The organism is Bordetella sp., from assembly GCF_051960075.1.
In the GTDB taxonomy this organism is placed as follows: domain Bacteria; phylum Pseudomonadota; class Gammaproteobacteria; order Burkholderiales; family Burkholderiaceae_B; genus Bordetella.
Genome location: NZ_JBQCER010000062.1, coordinates 1 through 15,271, shown reverse-complemented (window position 1 = coordinate 15,271; position 15,271 = coordinate 1). Strand labels below are relative to the sequence as shown.

The 15,271-nt window shown below is 65.3% G+C and carries 13 protein-coding genes; 8 read left to right on the top strand and 5 right to left on the bottom strand.

Annotated elements, in window-relative coordinates:
- Positions 1-97: 97 nt before the first annotated feature.
- The 8 genes from ACTHJ1_RS10260 to ACTHJ1_RS10225 all read left to right on the top strand — a co-directional run bounded on the left by ACTHJ1_RS10260 (position 98) and on the right by ACTHJ1_RS10225 (position 10,699).
- Positions 98-967, top strand: a complete 870-nt coding sequence (locus ACTHJ1_RS10260) for a hypothetical protein (RefSeq protein ID WP_440191582.1) — start codon at positions 98-100, stop codon at positions 965-967.
- A 74-nt stretch (positions 968-1,041) separates the two neighbouring features.
- A complete protein-coding gene (locus ACTHJ1_RS10255; RefSeq protein WP_440191579.1) occupies positions 1,042-1,215 on the top strand; it encodes an SDR family NAD(P)-dependent oxidoreductase in 174 nt (57 codons plus the stop codon).
- A gap of 319 nt (positions 1,216-1,534) precedes the next feature.
- The gene (gene tssA / locus ACTHJ1_RS10250) at positions 1,535-3,064 is read left to right on the top strand and encodes a type VI secretion system protein TssA (RefSeq protein ID WP_440191576.1); all 1,530 of its coding nucleotides are present in this window, start codon (positions 1,535-1,537) and stop codon (positions 3,062-3,064) included.
- A gap of 97 nt (positions 3,065-3,161) precedes the next feature.
- The gene (gene tssJ / locus ACTHJ1_RS10245) at positions 3,162-3,896 is read left to right on the top strand and encodes a type VI secretion system lipoprotein TssJ (RefSeq protein ID WP_440191573.1); all 735 of its coding nucleotides are present in this window, start codon (positions 3,162-3,164) and stop codon (positions 3,894-3,896) included.
- Positions 3,897-3,901: 5 nt separating this feature from the next.
- Positions 3,902-5,287 carry a type VI secretion system baseplate subunit TssK gene (tssK, locus tag ACTHJ1_RS10240; protein WP_440191570.1) on the top strand — a complete coding sequence of 462 codons (1,386 nt, stop codon included), beginning with the start codon at positions 3,902-3,904 and terminating at the stop codon, positions 5,285-5,287.
- Between the two features lie 9 nt (positions 5,288-5,296).
- A complete protein-coding gene (locus ACTHJ1_RS10235) occupies positions 5,297-5,980 on the top strand; it encodes a DotU/TssL family secretion system protein (protein WP_440191567.1) in 684 nt (227 codons plus the stop codon).
- Complete coding sequence (locus ACTHJ1_RS10230) at positions 5,977-9,849, top strand: type VI secretion protein IcmF/TssM N-terminal domain-containing protein (RefSeq protein ID WP_440191564.1); 3,873 nt, start codon at positions 5,977-5,979, stop codon at positions 9,847-9,849. Before ACTHJ1_RS10235 ends, ACTHJ1_RS10230 begins: the two co-directional genes overlap by 4 nt.
- Before the next feature lie 4 nt (positions 9,850-9,853).
- The gene (locus ACTHJ1_RS10225) at positions 9,854-10,699 is read left to right on the top strand and encodes a hypothetical protein (RefSeq protein WP_440191561.1); all 846 of its coding nucleotides are present in this window, start codon (positions 9,854-9,856) and stop codon (positions 10,697-10,699) included.
- 20 nt (positions 10,700-10,719) lie between these two features.
- Here the strand turns inward: ACTHJ1_RS10225 and ACTHJ1_RS10220 are convergent, their stop codons facing one another.
- From ACTHJ1_RS10220 to ACTHJ1_RS10200, 5 genes are all read right to left on the bottom strand, one after another.
- Entirely contained in the window at positions 10,720-11,505 is a 786-nt protein-coding gene (locus ACTHJ1_RS10220) for a hypothetical protein (RefSeq protein WP_440191558.1), read from the bottom strand.
- A gap of 11 nt (positions 11,506-11,516) precedes the next feature.
- Entirely contained in the window at positions 11,517-11,912 is a 396-nt protein-coding gene (locus ACTHJ1_RS10215) for a DUF4150 domain-containing protein (protein WP_440191555.1), read from the bottom strand.
- Positions 11,913-11,923: 11 nt separating this feature from the next.
- Positions 11,924-12,595, bottom strand: a complete 672-nt coding sequence (locus tag ACTHJ1_RS10210; RefSeq protein ID WP_440191552.1) for a DUF3540 domain-containing protein — start codon at positions 12,593-12,595, stop codon at positions 11,924-11,926.
- 41 nt (positions 12,596-12,636) lie between these two features.
- A complete protein-coding gene (locus ACTHJ1_RS10205) occupies positions 12,637-13,518 on the bottom strand; it encodes a pentapeptide repeat-containing protein (protein ID WP_440191550.1) in 882 nt (293 codons plus the stop codon).
- Between the two features lie 9 nt (positions 13,519-13,527).
- Positions 13,528-15,271 (bottom strand): pentapeptide repeat-containing protein (locus tag ACTHJ1_RS10200; RefSeq protein ID WP_440191547.1); only part of this gene is annotated, 1,744 nt, incomplete at its 5' end.

The following is a 15,271-nucleotide window of genomic DNA, read 5'->3' as shown; positions in this document are numbered from 1 at the left end:
AAATGATGGTTCATACAACGGACCTTATCGAGACAAAGCAATGCTGCTGCTGGCCAAGGCCATAGGCGTATCGTGAGCATCGCAAAGGAGAAGAGCGATGCGTCACATTGAACATCCCGGTCCGGTCGCCGCCCAGCGGCGCCGCACGGTGAATTGCGATATCAGGCATGTCGAGATCGAGCTGCCAGCAGGCACGACCTTGCTGGCGGCGTTCACGTCGGTGCTCGAGATCAATCGCGCGCAGGGCGCCGTCGCCAGGCTGCGCGGGGGCCGCTTTGAGCCCTTCGCGTACTGCATGCCGGCGTTGTCCTCGACGCCGGAGCATGCGGTTTACTTCAGCGAGCGCCACCAACTGCCGGGATCCGTCCGCTTGGAAAGCGCGTGCGTGACGGTAGGCCGACGCGATGCCGAGCCGTGGCTCCACTGTCACGGCATCTGGCATGACGCAAATGGCCGGCGTCTGAGCGGACATGTGCTGCCCGACGACGCGGTGATCGCCGAACCGATCGAGGCTTCGGTATGGCTGATGGACGGCGCGACTTTCGACGTCGTGCCGAGTCCGGAAACGGGCTTCTCCTTGTTCGAGCCGGTTGCGGTGCCTCCGTTTTCCCCGAAGAAAAGCAGTCCGTTCGCGATGTCGATACGCCCGAACGAAGACTTCTGCACCGCGCTCGAAGCCGAATGCAAGGCGCGCGGAATCGCGCAGGCGCGGGTGCATGGCGGCGTCGGTAGCCTGATCGGCGCCACTTTCGACGACGGCAGGCAGGTGCATCCCATCGCGACGGAAGTCTTTATTCGCGACGGACACATTTCGGCGGCGCAGGAGGGCGGCCTTGCCGCGCAGATCGACGTGTCTCTGGTCGACTACCTCGGCGGCCTGAGCGAAGGCCGTCTGCGGCGGGGCGAGAACCCGGTCCTCGTGACATTCGAGCTCATGGTCGAACCCACAGCCTTTGCGCAGGCGTAGCGGCGCGGCCTTCCCGGAAACTGGAAAATCTGGCTCGTACGGCAGCGAATCTTCGGGCTGACTCGCGTGTCGCAGTGGTCAACGGCGCGGCGGGCGGCCTCGGCAGTGCGGTCGCGGTTCGCCTTGCCCAGGCCGGCATGCACGTCGTCGTTACCGACCTGAGCGTGGATACGGCGCAAACCATCGTCGCCGACGTCACGGCGGTGCCGGCAAGAATCCAAATTATATTAAATAAATCAAAGAGTTAATTAGGCCCCCTGAGGAGTGTGGCGATGCGCGCGCCCTCCTTTCTGCCCATGCGGCCCGGCGTCGACGCCGGCCTCTTGCGCCGTGCGGCACGTAGGGCAGGCCAGCGGCAGTCGAAGGCCTGGGTTTTGGAGGCTGGATTCAGTCCCGCTTTTCTTGTACTTTGGCACTATGATACGAATTATTTCTTTTGCAGCACGTAGTTAGCGTATGTCCATCAGAAGCTGCATGAGGAGTTGGCGCAGCGCCAGCTTGCGGGCGACAAGAACCCCGGGCGGCCCAAAACCTCCCTTGACGATTTCTTAACCGGAGAGTGGAGTTTTGAGCGGCGAACAAGACTACTCGACCCTCGGCAAGCAGCCCATCAGCGATGCGCAGCCCGCGGGCAGCGACGTGCGCAACGCAGATGACTACGACACGCTGCAGGCCGAGATCGGCAAGATGTCGAATCCCGTCGCCAGCGGTTCGATCGATTGGCAGCAAGTCGTCACTCTGTCCGAAACGATTCTGTCCACCCAGAGCAAAGATCTGCTGGTGGCTAGTTACCTGACCGGCGCTCTGTTGCAAACGCGCGATCTGCCCGGTCTGCTGGACGGTCTGCGCGTGGTCGGCGACATGCTCGAGACCTACTGGGACACGCTGTTTCCGCCGCTGGCGCGCCTGCGCGGGCGCCGCAACGCCCTGCAGTGGCTGATCGAGCGCGTCACGGCGCACAGCGAAGAGCACGACTGGTCGTCGCTGCCGCCGCAAGAGCCCGAACTGGTCGAGGGCCTGCGCGCCTGCATGCGGGCCATCGATGCCGTCACCGCCGAAAAAGACGGCGAAGCGCCCTCGATGCGGCCTTTGCTCACGCTGGTGGGCAATCTCTCGGTCAAGGAGCCGCCTGCGGCGCCGGCCGCCGCCGCGAGCGCCGCCGAGCCGGTCGCTGCCGGCACGGCAGACGCGAGCGCCACGCTGCCGGCTACGCCGCTCGACTCCGCCGAGAACGCAGAGCAAGCCGCCGGCGAGGCCTTGTCGCGTCTGGCCGACATTGCGGCCTGGTTCAACGATGCGGGCTCGAACGCGCCGATGGCGTTTCGCCTGAATCGCGTCGCCGCCTGGGGCGGCATCGACGTGCTGCCGCCTGTGCAGGACGGCCGGACCCCGCTGCCCGCGCCCGTCCAGCCGGTGCAGGACGCTTTGCGCAATCTGGAGAACGCCCAGGCCAATGAAGAACTGATCCGTTTTGCCGAAACTCAGTTGCCCAATTTTCCGTTCTGGCTCGACCTGAACCGCGTTGCGGCTCAGGCGCTGGGCCGGCTGGGCGACGAGCACGATATGGCGCGGCGCGAAGTGTGCGGCCAGACGGCGGCCTTGCTGACCCGACTGCCCGACCTGGCGCAGCTGGCCTTTGCCGACGGCACGTCTTTTGCCGACGGCGATACGCGGATATGGCTGCAAAGCCTGGGCGGCGGCGATGCGGCGGCGCCGACGGCCGACCCGCTGGCCGGCGCGATGGGCGCGGCGCGCGCGCGCGCTGCCGATGGCGACCTGTCGGGAGCGGCCGCAGGCCTGCAGCAGGCTATTGCGCAGACCGCAGCGCCTGCCGCGCGGCTGCGGCTGCGCACGCTATTGTGCGAGCTGCTGTTCGCCGAGCGGCCGGGCGCCAATATCGAAGCCTTCGCCCAGGCCGTTCTGGCCGACATCGATCGCCACGACCTGGTCGCCTGGGATCCGCCGCTGGCCCTGGCCGGCCTGGTTGCCGCCTATCCTATCCTGGCCCGCGACGAGGGCAGCAAGCCGCGCGCCGACGCGCTGCTGGCGCGCATCGCAGCGCTGGACGCGCGGGCCGCCGTCAATCTTGTCACCTGACGGACCCGTGCACGGAAATGGAACGTTTTTTGCATGAATGCCCACTCACACCATCAACCGCCAAATTCCGCCACCGAACAGGAATGAGTCAGCAGGAATGAACCCACTGCCAGCAAGTCTCCCCGGTAAGTCCCTACTGCCCAGGCTGGCGGCATTCCTGCCTTGCGTGCTGTCGGCGTTCTTGCTGGCCGGTTGCGGCGGGGGCGGCAGCCCCGATGCCTCCCGCAAGCAGGTCATGGCCAACGTCAATTGGGAGTTCGCCAAGGACGCTGTCATGGTCGAGGTGGCCGCTGCGCCGAACCTGAACGAGTACGCGGGCCAGTCGCACACGCTGTTGCTGGGGGTCTACCAGATGGCCGACCCCGCGCCCTTCTACAAGATGCTGGCCGACTCCAATGCGCTGGCCCAGAGCCTGAGCAGCGAGAAGGGCGGCGATGCCTACGTGCAGTTCACGCGCTATATCGTCGCGCCCGGCCAGCATTCCATCCTGATCCTGGACCGCGCGCAGAAGGCGAAATACATCGGCCTGGTCGCCGGCTACTACAAGCTGTCCGGCGCGACCGCGGCTCGGCTCTTCGAAATCCCGCTCTCGGTGTCCAGCGACGGCCTGATCACCACGACCTGGAGCGCGGCGCCCATGACCCTGGCGGTGCGCATGAATTTCGGCGCCGACGGCATTCTCAATGCCGACAAGCTCAACCACGATCCTGCGGCGAAGAAGATGCAGGAGGCCGTGCCGCTGGATGGCGGCGGCAAAGAAATCAAGCTCACCGACGAATCCATCCAGGACGCGGTGCAGCAGCATCAAACGCTTCAAAAGATCGGGAATTGAAGGCAATGAACAACAAGCAGGGGATCTACTGGTATCAAGGCATGTTCATGCAGCCGCAGCATTTCCAGCTGGCTGATCTGCATGCCCAATTCCGCAGCAAGCCTCTCATGGAAACCGGGCTGCCGCATTTCTGGGGGGTGGGCGACCTCGAGCTGTCGCAGTCCGCCATCGCCAATCGCACGATCGAAATCACGCGCGCTCAGCTGCTGTTTCCCGACCACAGCTATGTGGAGTTTCCCGGCAATGCGGTGATCGCGGCGCGTTCGTTCGACGCGGCCTGGACCGAAACCGACAAGCCTTTGTCCGTGTACCTGGGCTTGAAGAAACTCAGCATCCAGGAAAAGAACGTCACCTTGTCCGACGCATTGCCCGCCGCCGCGGTGGCTACGCGTTACGTGTCGGTGGGCAACCCGCCCGAAGTCCCTGATCTTTACTCCGAAGGCCCATCGGCGCAGGTGCGCACGCTGCAGCACGTCGTGCGCATTTTCTTCGACGGCGAACTGGAAGACCTCGGCGATTACGACCTGATCCCCATCGCGCGCCTGGCGCGCGATGGGGACGCCATCCGGCTCGCGGGCGACTTCATTGCGCCTTGCTATGCGCTGGGCGCCTCCGAAGCGCTGTCGCTGATGATCCGCGACATACGCGACGAATTGGCCGGCCGGGCGCGTCAGCTGCAGGAATACAAATCGTCGGGCGACAGCGTCAAGACGGATTTCGATCCGAGCTACCTCACCTTTCTGCTCGCGTTGCAGTCGCTCAATCGCGCCAGCCCGTATCTGTTCCATCTCATCGAAACGCCGCAGGCGCATCCGTGGCTGGTCTACGGCGCCCTGCGCCAGCTGGTCGGAGAACTCAGTTCGTTCTCGCTGCGATTCAACATGCTCGGAGAGTCCGAAGACGGCGCTCCCGGCCTGCCGCCGTACGACCACGCCAATCTGGGCCACTGCTTCACGCGCGCACGCGCGCTCATCAGCAGCCTGCTCAACGAAATCACGATCGGGCCCGAATACCTGGTCATGCTGCAATACGAACACGGGGTCTATGCCGGCGAGTTGCCGCGCGCTTTCTTCGATCGCCGCAATCGCTTCTACCTCGTGGTGCGCACCGCGCTCGATCCGCATCGGGTGACCGACGCCTTGCTGCGCGATGCCCGCCTGGCCGCGGCCGACGACATCGCCGGCCTGGTCGGCCATGCGTTGCCCGGGTTGGAACTGATCCACATGGCGGCCGCGCCGCAAGGCCTGCCCCGGCGCGCGTCGTCGTATTACTTCCGCATCGAACAGGTCAGTCAGCTGTGGGATGCGGTCGAGCAGCAGGGCCGCATTGCCTTGCAATGGCTCGACGCGCCGGAAGACATCAAGGCCGAGATCGTCGTGCTGCGCAGGTAACGCCACGCCATGAAACTCATCGACTGCTTCATTCCCTTTTTTGCGCTGGTGCGCCACTTCCAGTCGGCGCCCGAAGGCGATGCCGCCGCGCTCTCCGCGCGGCTCGACGGCATGGTGAACGATGCGCGCAATCGATCGCGCGACGCGGGCTATGCCGACGCCGATATCGACGAGGCCCTGTTCGCCGCCGCGGCCTGGGCCGATGAAACGCTGATCGCCGCGTCGGGCTGGAGCAGCGCGGCCGATTGGCAGCGCCATCTGCTGCAGCGGCGCTATTTCTCGGTTTCCAATGCGGGTGTGGCGTTCTTCGAGCGCCTGGGCAGGCTCGCACCCGAACGGACGGCCGTGCGCGAAGTCTATGGTCTCGCGCTGGGCCTGGGCTTTGCAGGTCGATACGGCTACGACCGCAACCAGAAGGCGCTGACCGACATCAAGCGCGCCACGTTGACGGCGCTGCTCGAGGGCGACGATGTCTTGCCCGGCGATGGCAATCTGTTGATGTTCCCCGATGGCTACGGCGCCTTGCTGGACGAGGCGGGCGCCAGAAAAGGCGGCGCCCGGCGGCCTTCCCTCTCGCGCTTTACCTGGGGCGCGCTGCTCGCGCCGCTGGCCATGCTGTTGGCGATGTACGGCATCTATCATTTCACCGTCTGGCGGCTGGTCGTCAGTCTCCTGCCGCAAATACACCTATGAAAGTACTAGGCAAGGTTCTGCTGTGGCTCCTGGCGCTCGCCGTCCTGGGCGTGCTGTGCTGGGGCTTGGCCTTGTATCTGGAATGGCCGCTGTGGTTCGCCGTGGCGCTGTTTGCAGGCTGTATCGGCCTCTATCTCCTGATCAAATTTCTGCGGCGCCTCTATATCGTGCTGCGTTCGCGCAGCAAGCTTGCCCGGCTCGGCGCGCCGCTTGAGACGGCTGCACAGGCGACGTCCGCCTCCGCCCTGACGCGCAAATGGAAAGCCGCCGTCGCCACCTTGCGCAAGTCCAGTCTCAAGCGCCTGGGCGATCCGCTGTACGTGCTGCCCTGGTACATCGTGATCGGCCGTTCCGGCACCGGCAAGACCACCGCGCTCACGCGGGCGCGGCTCACCTCGCCCATCCAGAAGGTGGACCAGTCCGCGGCGATCGAGCAGACGGCCAACGTCGACTGGTGGTATTTCGACCAGGCGGTCGTCATCGACAGCGCCGGCCGCTACGTGGATACGCAGGACCTCGAACAAGATCGCCGCGAATGGGAATTGAGCCTGGATCTGCTGGCGCGCTACCGGCCGCGCGAAGGGGTGGACGGCCTGGTGCTGGCCATTGCCGCCGATCGCCTGGCCTCGGCCGATACCGATGCGCTCATCGAAGAAGGCCGCGTCATTCGCACGCGTATCGAGCAGTTGATCCAGATGTTCGGCAAGCGTTTCCCGATCTACGTGCTGGTCACCAAGTGCGATCAGATCTACGGCCTGGAAGCCTGGGCGCGCGAGCTGCCGGGCAATGCGCTGGAACAGGCCATGGGGTTCCTGTCGGACGAGATTCCCGCCGACCCGACATCGGGCAAGGGGGGCGAGGTCGCCTTTCTCGAGCGCGCCTTCGCCAGCATCGATGCCCGCCTGCAGAAACTGCGCATTGCCATGATTGCGCGCAGCGCGGCGGTGGCGCCCGAGCTGCTGCTGTTTCCCAACGAACTCGAACGCCTGCGGCCAAGGCTGGAAGTCTTCGTCCATGCCTGCCTGGCCGACAACCCTTACCTGGAACGTCCCTTCCTGCGCGGGCTCTTCCTGAGCAGCGGCCAGCAGGAGGGCGGTGCCGTTTCCACGGTGCTCGACAGCGCGCTGCCGCCGGTGCCGCCGCATCCCAGCGCCCGCGCCGGCCTGTTCCTGCATGATTTCTTCGGCCGCGTGCTGCCGCAGGATCGCCATAGTTCCCGTCCGGCCGAACTCGTCAATCACTGGCGCCGGGTCACGCAGTACTTCGGCGTGGCGGCCTGGTGGCTGATTACTGCGGCGCTGGGTATTTTGCTGACGCTGGCCTTTATCGACAATATCGACACCCTAAAGCTGCTGCGCGCCCGGCACCCTTACGATGCCGTGCTCACCGGCCGGCTGGATCACGATGTGCCCGCACTGACGAACGAGCGCGACGTCCTGGCCGAGGTCATGCGCCGAGACGCGGGCTGGATGGCACAGTGGATGGTGTTCACGACCCGCATCGACGAACTCGAAAAACGCCTCAGGCAGCACTATGTCGAGAAGTACCGCGGCGCCATCCTGCCCGCAGTGCTGCGTAATCAGCAGCAAGACCTCGATCGTGTCCAGGCCGGGGATCCGAACGACGAAAAACCCTTCCTGCTGCGCAATCTGGTTCGCTCGATCAATCTGGATGTGGCGCGTCAACATGGCGCCGGACTCGACGCGCTAGCGGCCATGCCGCAGCGGCAGCGCACGGCGCGCTACGCGGCGTCCTTCTATCAGCAGCTGAATCAGCTGGCCCTTGCGCACCTGGCCTGGAGCGATGCGAACGATCCCTTCCTGGCCGCGCGCGTGCGCGCCGACCGGGCCTTGCTCGACCGTGTGGCCTACGCCGATCCGCAGATGGCCTGGATCATCGGGCTGGTGCCCGACAAGGGCGGGCCGGTGTCGCCGGTCTATGCGTCGGATTTCTGGAACACCCGCGCCATAGGGGTTGCGCAGTCGCCCATGCCGATGGTGTCGGCCGCCTATACCCGTGCGGGCCGTCAGATCATCGACGCCTTTCTGGATGAGATGGACAAGAGCGTGGAGGACCATGTCCGGTTCGCCCGGTTCCGCAGCGCATTCGATACCTGGTACCGCGAACAGCGGATCCTGGCGTGGCAGAACTTCATCACCAACTTCACGGCCACCCAGAGTCTGCTGGCAGGCGAGCCCGACTGGCGCGTCGCGCTGGGCAGCATCACCAGCGGACGCAGCCCGTATTACCGCGTGCTGGATCGGCTCAACCATGAGTTTGCCGACGACCCGGCGGCCGGCCTGCCCGACTGGATAGTGCTCGCGCGCGACGTCGGGCGTCTGCGCAAACAAGCCGCGCTGGATTCGTCCAAGGCGGCCAAGGTCGTGGGCGTCATCGATTCGGTCGGCGGCAAAGCGATCAAGGACACCCTTGGCATCTCGGCCCAGGTTGGCGGCCAGGATCTGAGCAACAACCTGGCGGCCGCCGAGGCGCTGGCCGAGTATTTCAGCCAGGTCAATCAGATCGCCACCGAGGCGGTCGGCGGCACGGGCAAGGCCTACCAGATCGCCTCGGACTTTCACCGTTACTCGGTGGATCCGGCCGTCAAGACCTCGTCCGTCTATACCGCCCTGAGCGGGCTGGCCAAGGTGCGCCAGTTCGTCGGCCATACCGAAGCGGACGACGAGCCGGTCTGGAACCTGATCGGCGGCCCCCTGCATTTCGCGCTGAGCTATGTCGAGCAGCAGGCCTCGTGCGAGGTGCAGAAGGACTGGCAGGGCAAGGTGCTGTTCCCCCTGCAGACCGTGCCCGACCAGACAGCCCAGCTCAACCAGCTCTATGGCGACAAGGGCTCCGTATGGGCTTTCGCCGACGGGGTCGTCAAGCCCTTTATCGAGCGCGACGGCAAGAGCTTCCATGTGGTGCAGACGCTGGGCTACAGCGTGCCGTTCACCAGCGACTTCCTGCCCACGCTCAACAATGCCGTAGACCAGCGCGTGGGCCAATTGATCGATCAGCAGCGCGAGGACGCGAAGAAGCAGGCCGCCAAATTGCAGGCCGAGCAGCAGCAGCTTCTGGCGCAGCAAGCCAAGACCAAACTCGACCAGACCATGGCCACCATCAAACCGCAGACCGATCAGCTCAAGGCTCAGGTCGTTCAGGTCACGGTGTCCGGGCAGCCCACCGGCGTCAACCCGGGGGCGCTGTCCAAGCCCTATGCGACGTCCTTGACGGTGCAATGCGCCGCCGGCGCGCAGCGGCTGGACAACTACAACTTCCCGGTCAGCGTCAGCTTCCCGTGGTCGGCCGGACTATGCGGAGAGGTCAGCCTGCAGATCAAGATCGACTCGCTGGTGCTCTCCAAGCGCTATCCCGGCCCTTTGGGCCTGGCGCATTTCTTCCAGGACTTCCACAACGGCGCGCATCGCTTCGACGCATCCGATTTTCCCGAAGCCAAGAGCAAGCTGCAGGCGCTCAAGGTCACGCAGCTTTCGGTGCATTACAACTTCGACGGCCAGGACAGCGTGATCACCATCGGCCAAAACCTCGAAAGCCTGGATCAGTTGCAGCAGGCGACGCAGGATGCGCAGCAGCAGCTGCAGGACGCGGACTTCAAGCGGGCCCAGCAGGCGATCCAGGAGAAGATCGCCGCTGTGCAGATGCCGCCGCAGTCGCCCAGCGTCACGGTCTCGCTGCCGCAGCAGATCGGGGTCTGCTGGGATCAACAGGCGCAGTCCAGCAAACCTGATGTGACCGCCACCATCCGCGAGCTGGTGACGCGCGCCGTCACGCTGCCGCCGGCGGCAGCGGCCAGACCGGCCGCAGCGCCGCGCGCGCCGGCTCAGGCTGTCACGCCCGCGCAGCACTAAGCCCGTGAACGCCGCCCGCCGCGCCGCTGTTTCGTCCAAGAAGCCGGGCGCCGCGCGGCTAGCGATGGTGTTGGCGGTCGCCGTGGCCTGGGGCGCGGTCGATTCGTCCGCGGCCTGGGCAGCATCTGTCGCGAAAACCGATGAGCAGGTCGTGCCGGTGCAGTACGTCTACGCCAGCCTGAACAACACGTCCACCGTCAGCAAGCAGTGCTGGCAGACGCTGATGCCGCAACGCGACGTGCTGCTGGCCCGACACAATGCCAAGCCTTTCTTTCTGCGCAACTGGCAGGCCATATTGGGCGCCGCCCTGGGGGGGCTCGGCGGCGTGTGGCTGCTGCACAATCTGGTGAGCGCCGCTGCGTTCAAGATCTGGGCCTTGCCCGTCATGCTGGGCAGCGGGCTGGCCGGCTACCAGACCGGGCCGGGCGGGCCGCTCGGCGCTGCGGCGGGCGGCTTTCTGCTCTACAACACGGGGTTGGATGTGGGCAAATGGGTGGGCCTGGGCCAAAAGACCAAGCACCTGGATCTGGGCCCGCGCAACTGGCAGCCCACGCTGATCGGCGGCCTGATCGGCGCGGCGGGCGGCATTGCACTGTGGAACGCCATCTTCCCGCCCGATGTGCCTTCGGTTTTGGTTGACGATCCCAACGGCGTCATCGAGGCGGAGACATTCATGCAGCAGAAAGAGTGCGGCCTTGTGCGCGTGGACACGCCCTCGGCGTCGGACTATCGCGTGGGCTATCGCTTCAAGGGCGAAGACCGCGAAGTGGCGCTGCCCTACGACCCCGGCGAGGCGTTGCGACTGGACGCGCAAGGCAACGTCGTGGGCAAGGCAAGCCTGTCTTACTGACGGAGCAGGGCGCAGCCTGGCTACGACAGACGCAACACCGTGGCTTCGGCCTCGCCGTCGTCGGAGTAAGGCAGAAACAGCACCGCCTGCGGGCTGCCGGCAACGCGCGCGTAGTAAGAGTCGCCGGTGCCCACTTCGTTGCGCACGGCCCAAGCAGTGAAGTCGAGTCCGCCTGCCTGAAGCTTCATGCCTTCCTGCGCGAATTCCAGCACGGTTTTTTCAGGCAGACCGCCCTGCGGGCCGACCGCTTGAAAGTTGATCTCGGCGCCTTCGCCTGCAACCCCGAACACGACGCCATGCCACGCGGCCGCGCCCGAGTTCGCGCGCGGGCCCAGCTCGAACCACTGCCCCAGGCGCTCGTCGCCCGCCACGCTGAAACGGTATTCGGGCGCTGCGCCCTTGGCCGGCATATTGGCCTTGGCCACGATCTTGGCCGCCCAGGAGGCTTGCTGCTCTTGCAGCGCGGTCGCCGGCAGGAACGCAGGCGGCAGTTCGGGGGCGGAGGCGTCGTTCCACAGCACGACGATGGGAAAGCCGTAACCGCGCGCTTCGCGCAGCGCCGCCGCCATCAGGGACAAGGCATAGCGCACGCTGGGCGTGGCGGCCGTTTCGTTGTCGGCCAGCACCACCCACACGTCGGCCTTGGCTTCGAGCAATGAATCGAGCGCTGCGCGCCAGGCCATCTTGTCGTTGTCGTCTACCCAGAAATGGCCTTTCGGGTCCAGCCCATAGCCTTTCAGGACCTGCGACACCGCGGCCACGCGCGGCTCGTTCTTGCTCAGGGCGCTGATCCATGCGGTTTTCATTGTTTATCGCCTCAGCTCATGATCATGACGATGGCCTGGCTCGGCACGAGCACCGCACCCATCGCATTGCCGTTGTTCTGTTTGGTCGGGTCGCCCAGGCGCACGGCCGGGTTGCCTTCGAGCTTCACTGCCATGCTGCCCATCACGAATTGCACCGGCCCCATGATCGAACCGGACATCAGGCCGCCGAGGACCCCTGCTTCATCGCCGTTGGTGATCGGGATCTGAGAGGCTTTGTGCAAAGCCGGCATGCCGCCGATAAACACCTTCATGGTGGTCGGGTTGCCCATCATGGGCATGCCGATGTTGGGAAACGGCGTAGGAATCGGCGGCGCGGGCGGCGCAGGCACTTTGCACACGTCGGGCATGGCCATGCACTGGCCGGCTTGTAGGGTGACTGCGAACATGGTCGGACTCCTCAACCCAGGTCGATTTTCTCGCCGTCGATCTTCACTTGACCGACAGCCCGCATCGAGACGTGACGCGACTCGAGGTCGAAGCGATCTTCCACCTGCATGCGCACGCGCCCGGCGCGGGTTTCGTCCAGACCGTCGATCCAGCGCAAACTGTTTCCCACGCGCTGCACCAGACGGCCTACTGTCGCAGTCATACTCTGAGCCATGCCCTGTACAGCGCCGAAATGCGCGCGCATTTTTTGCGCAGCGGCTTCGAGCCGTTGAAAGCGCAGCGTGCCGCTAATGCCGCTCAACACCACGCTGGGGGCTTGCATGGCCGCGCTTTCGCTGGCTTCCAGGTTCACCTGCCGGGCTCGCACGGTCAGCGCACCCGCGTCGGCCTGCATGGCGACGCCGCCGGGCAACAGCAGTTCGGCCTTGCCCGGTTCGGCGCGTGCCAGCACGGCCAGGATGTACGAGCCGGCCGCCGTTCCGTCGTGGATTGCCAGCACCGTATCGCCGCGCTCGGGTTCGATCAGGCAGCTCGTCGCGCGCTGGGCGCGTTCCAGCGCGGGGTCGCCCACGCCGTCCAGGAAAAACCAGGCGCCGACCCGGCCGGCGACGGTGGCATAGGTCATGCGCGTCTCGGCCTCGTCGCGATGGGGAAAAGCCGGCAAGCGATTCAGATTCTGCATGATGCGTCCTCGTATTTCGTCGTATTCGTGTTCGATAGGCGCTAGCGCGCCGGCTGCCATTGCTCGGCGCGTTCCAGCGCCGGATCGGTCTGGCGCGCGCCGTTTAGGTTCGCACCGTTCCACTGCGTATTCTGCTGCCGCACGGCATGAAGATTGGCGCCGCTCAGATCTGCGCCCGAGCAATCGGCACCGCTCAAGTCGGCATGAGAAAAGTCGCTATGAGTGAAGACTGTGTTCTTCATTTGTGCCTGCGTCCATTTGGCCTGCTGAAATACGGACATGGTCCAGCGCGAGCCGTTGGCCCGCGCCTGGCTGAAATCGGCCTCGCTGGCATTGCTCATCTCCATCTGCGCGCCCTCCAGGACGGCCTGCGCCAGTTTCGCGCCAACCAGCAACACGTACTGGCCGCGAGCGCCGCTCAGGTTTGCCGTGCTCAAGTCAGTGCCGGAAAAATTGACCTGCTTCAGCTCCGCTCCCGAAAAATCGGCTTTCTGCAGTTGCGAGCCGCGGAACATCGCCATGGTCAGGTCGCAGTCCGGAAAGCGCTGGCCGGTAAGAACGCAGGCTTGCAGCAAGGTCTGACGCATCGTCGCGCGGTCGAATGTCGCGCTGGAGAGATCGCCGCCCAGCACCGTCCAGCGGGTCAGGTCGGCGCCCGTGAAATCGTTCCGGCCGAACGCGCAGCCGTAGGCGTCGGCGCGTTCCAGCGATGCGCCCGCGAACGATGTACCCGTCAGACCGCAGCTGTCGAAACTGACGTACGAGAGATTCGCTCCACGCAAGTTCGCGCCGTCGAGCTGCACCTCGCGCAGCGCGCAGGCCGACAGGTCGCGACCAGACCAGTCTGCGCCGCGCAGATCGACGCCGCGTAGCGCCTTGTGTTGCTGCAGTTCCGCCCAGGCCGAATCGTGATCGGTAGTCATGGAGTTTTCCTATACTGCCGGCGGTCGCACAGCCAGAAGGGTGTTGTCGATGTTCGATCCTTCCAGCATGGCGACGGTGGGGCGGGTGCCGTCGAAGTCTACGCCGTACAGATTGGCCTGGCGCAGCAGGGCGCCGGTAATCTCCGCCTTGCGCAGCGAGCCCTTGAACAGATTGATGCCGCTCAGGTCGGCGCGACTCAGATCGGTCTTGCCGAAAACGGCGCCCTTGGCCGAGGCGCGCTGGAAGTTGGCAGCATCGGCCTTGGCGTTGCTGAAATCGGCATGATCGAGATTGGCCCGCGCGAAGGTCGCGCCGCTCAAGACTACGCCATCCCAATTGGCCCGTTCGAGTATCGCGTCCGAGAAGTCGGCTTGCGTGAAACGCGCCTCCAGACCGGCGCGCGAGGCCCGCAGGTTGGCGGCATGGAATTTGGCCTTTTCCGCCTGCGCGCCATGAAAATCGGCGTCCAGGCACTGCGCGCCGCTGAAGTCGGCCGCTGCCAAGTTACCCTGCAGAAAATTGGCCTGGCTTAGATCGGCCTGGCTGAAATCGGCGCCACTCAGATCGGCGCCGCCGAAGCTGGCTTGCTGCGCTCCACAGCCGCTCGCGCGGACTTTGCTCAGGCATGCGCCGTCGAATCTCGCGTTTGTCAGATCGGCGCCGCCTGTGAGGTGTGCCTCGGAAAAATCCGCGCCGGTGAAGTCGCCATGCGCCAGCTGTGCGCCTTGCAGGATCGCCTTGGCGAACTTGCCTTCGCCCGCGCTGGCCTGCCTGAGCGTGGCCTGCGTCAGGTCGGCATCGCTGAAATCGGCCTTTTGCAGCAGGGCCAGTTCGAACTTTGCGCCGCGCAGCTTGCTGCCGGAAAAAACGGCCTCGGCCAGTATGCAGCCGGAAAAATCGGCGCCGGACAAATCCAGCTTCGACAAATCCACGCCGGACAGGTCGTAGCCGTTCAGGCTTTGCTTGGCGGTGTGGCGCGCGACGACTTCTTCGCGCGTCAGTTGCCGGGCAGGGACCGGCGCTTCCGTGATGGCGGGCGCGGCCGCCATCGCCGCCGCGGCCGGCAGTTGCGGCATGACTTCCGGCACGGCTTCGATCTGCGCGGTCAGATCGGCCATCCCTTTCCAGGGCTCCGCCTCGGGGGCCGCCTTTTGCAACAGGGCCTGCACGTCCTGATCCGTAAGGCCGTGCTTTTGCATGAGTCCCTGCGTATCCTGGCTCAGGTCGCGCAGCATGGTCTTCATGTCTTTGAGCGTGGCCTGCTCGGGTTCGGGCTCGGGTTGCAACAAGGGCGCGAGGTCGTCTTGCGTGATGTTGTGCTTGCTCATCAGCGCTTGCGTTTCTTTGTTTAGCGCGTCGACCTGTTTTTGCACCTCGTCCAATGACAGCGCGGGGCTTTCCGGCTCGGGCTGCAAGTAGGGCGCGATGTCGGCTTCGGTCAGGCCGTGCTTTTGCATCAGGGACTGCGTTTGCTGGTTCAGCTTGGCGAGCTCGGCATGCGCGGCGCTGAAGTCCGGTGCTGCGAGCGCCGCGACGGCAGCTACGGGCATTGCCGGCGCCGCCGGTGCCGGAGCGGTGGCAGCCGGCTGCGGCGGGGCGCTTGCGGCTTGCTTCGCGGGCGGCGCGGCGTTAGTCCGCTTCTGGGTGAACAGATCGTGATAATGCGCGAACGGCAGCGGCGCGGCGCCCAGACTTTCCCACTCGGCCATGACGTGCAGCACGTCCGAGGCGTCGTCGTCGGCGCATGCGGCT

Coding starts and splice junctions, on each gene's coding strand:
- tssK (WP_440191570.1), top strand. CDS start 3,902: ATGAACAACAAGCAGGGGATCTACTGGTATCAAGGCATGTTCATGCAG.
- ACTHJ1_RS10215 (WP_440191555.1), bottom strand. CDS start 11,912: ATGTTCGCAGTCACCCTACAAGCCGGCCAGTGCATGGCCATGCCCGAC.
- tssJ (WP_440191573.1), top strand. CDS start 3,162: ATGAACCCACTGCCAGCAAGTCTCCCCGGTAAGTCCCTACTGCCCAGG.
- ACTHJ1_RS10220 (WP_440191558.1), bottom strand. CDS start 11,505: ATGAAAACCGCATGGATCAGCGCCCTGAGCAAGAACGAGCCGCGCGTG.
- ACTHJ1_RS10205 (WP_440191550.1), bottom strand. CDS start 13,518: ATGACTACCGATCACGATTCGGCCTGGGCGGAACTGCAGCAACACAAG.
- ACTHJ1_RS10235 (WP_440191567.1), top strand. CDS start 5,297: ATGAAACTCATCGACTGCTTCATTCCCTTTTTTGCGCTGGTGCGCCAC.
- ACTHJ1_RS10210 (WP_440191552.1), bottom strand. CDS start 12,595: ATGCAGAATCTGAATCGCTTGCCGGCTTTTCCCCATCGCGACGAGGCC.
- ACTHJ1_RS10230 (WP_440191564.1), top strand. CDS start 5,977: ATGAAAGTACTAGGCAAGGTTCTGCTGTGGCTCCTGGCGCTCGCCGTC.
- ACTHJ1_RS10260 (WP_440191582.1), top strand. CDS start 98: ATGCGTCACATTGAACATCCCGGTCCGGTCGCCGCCCAGCGGCGCCGC.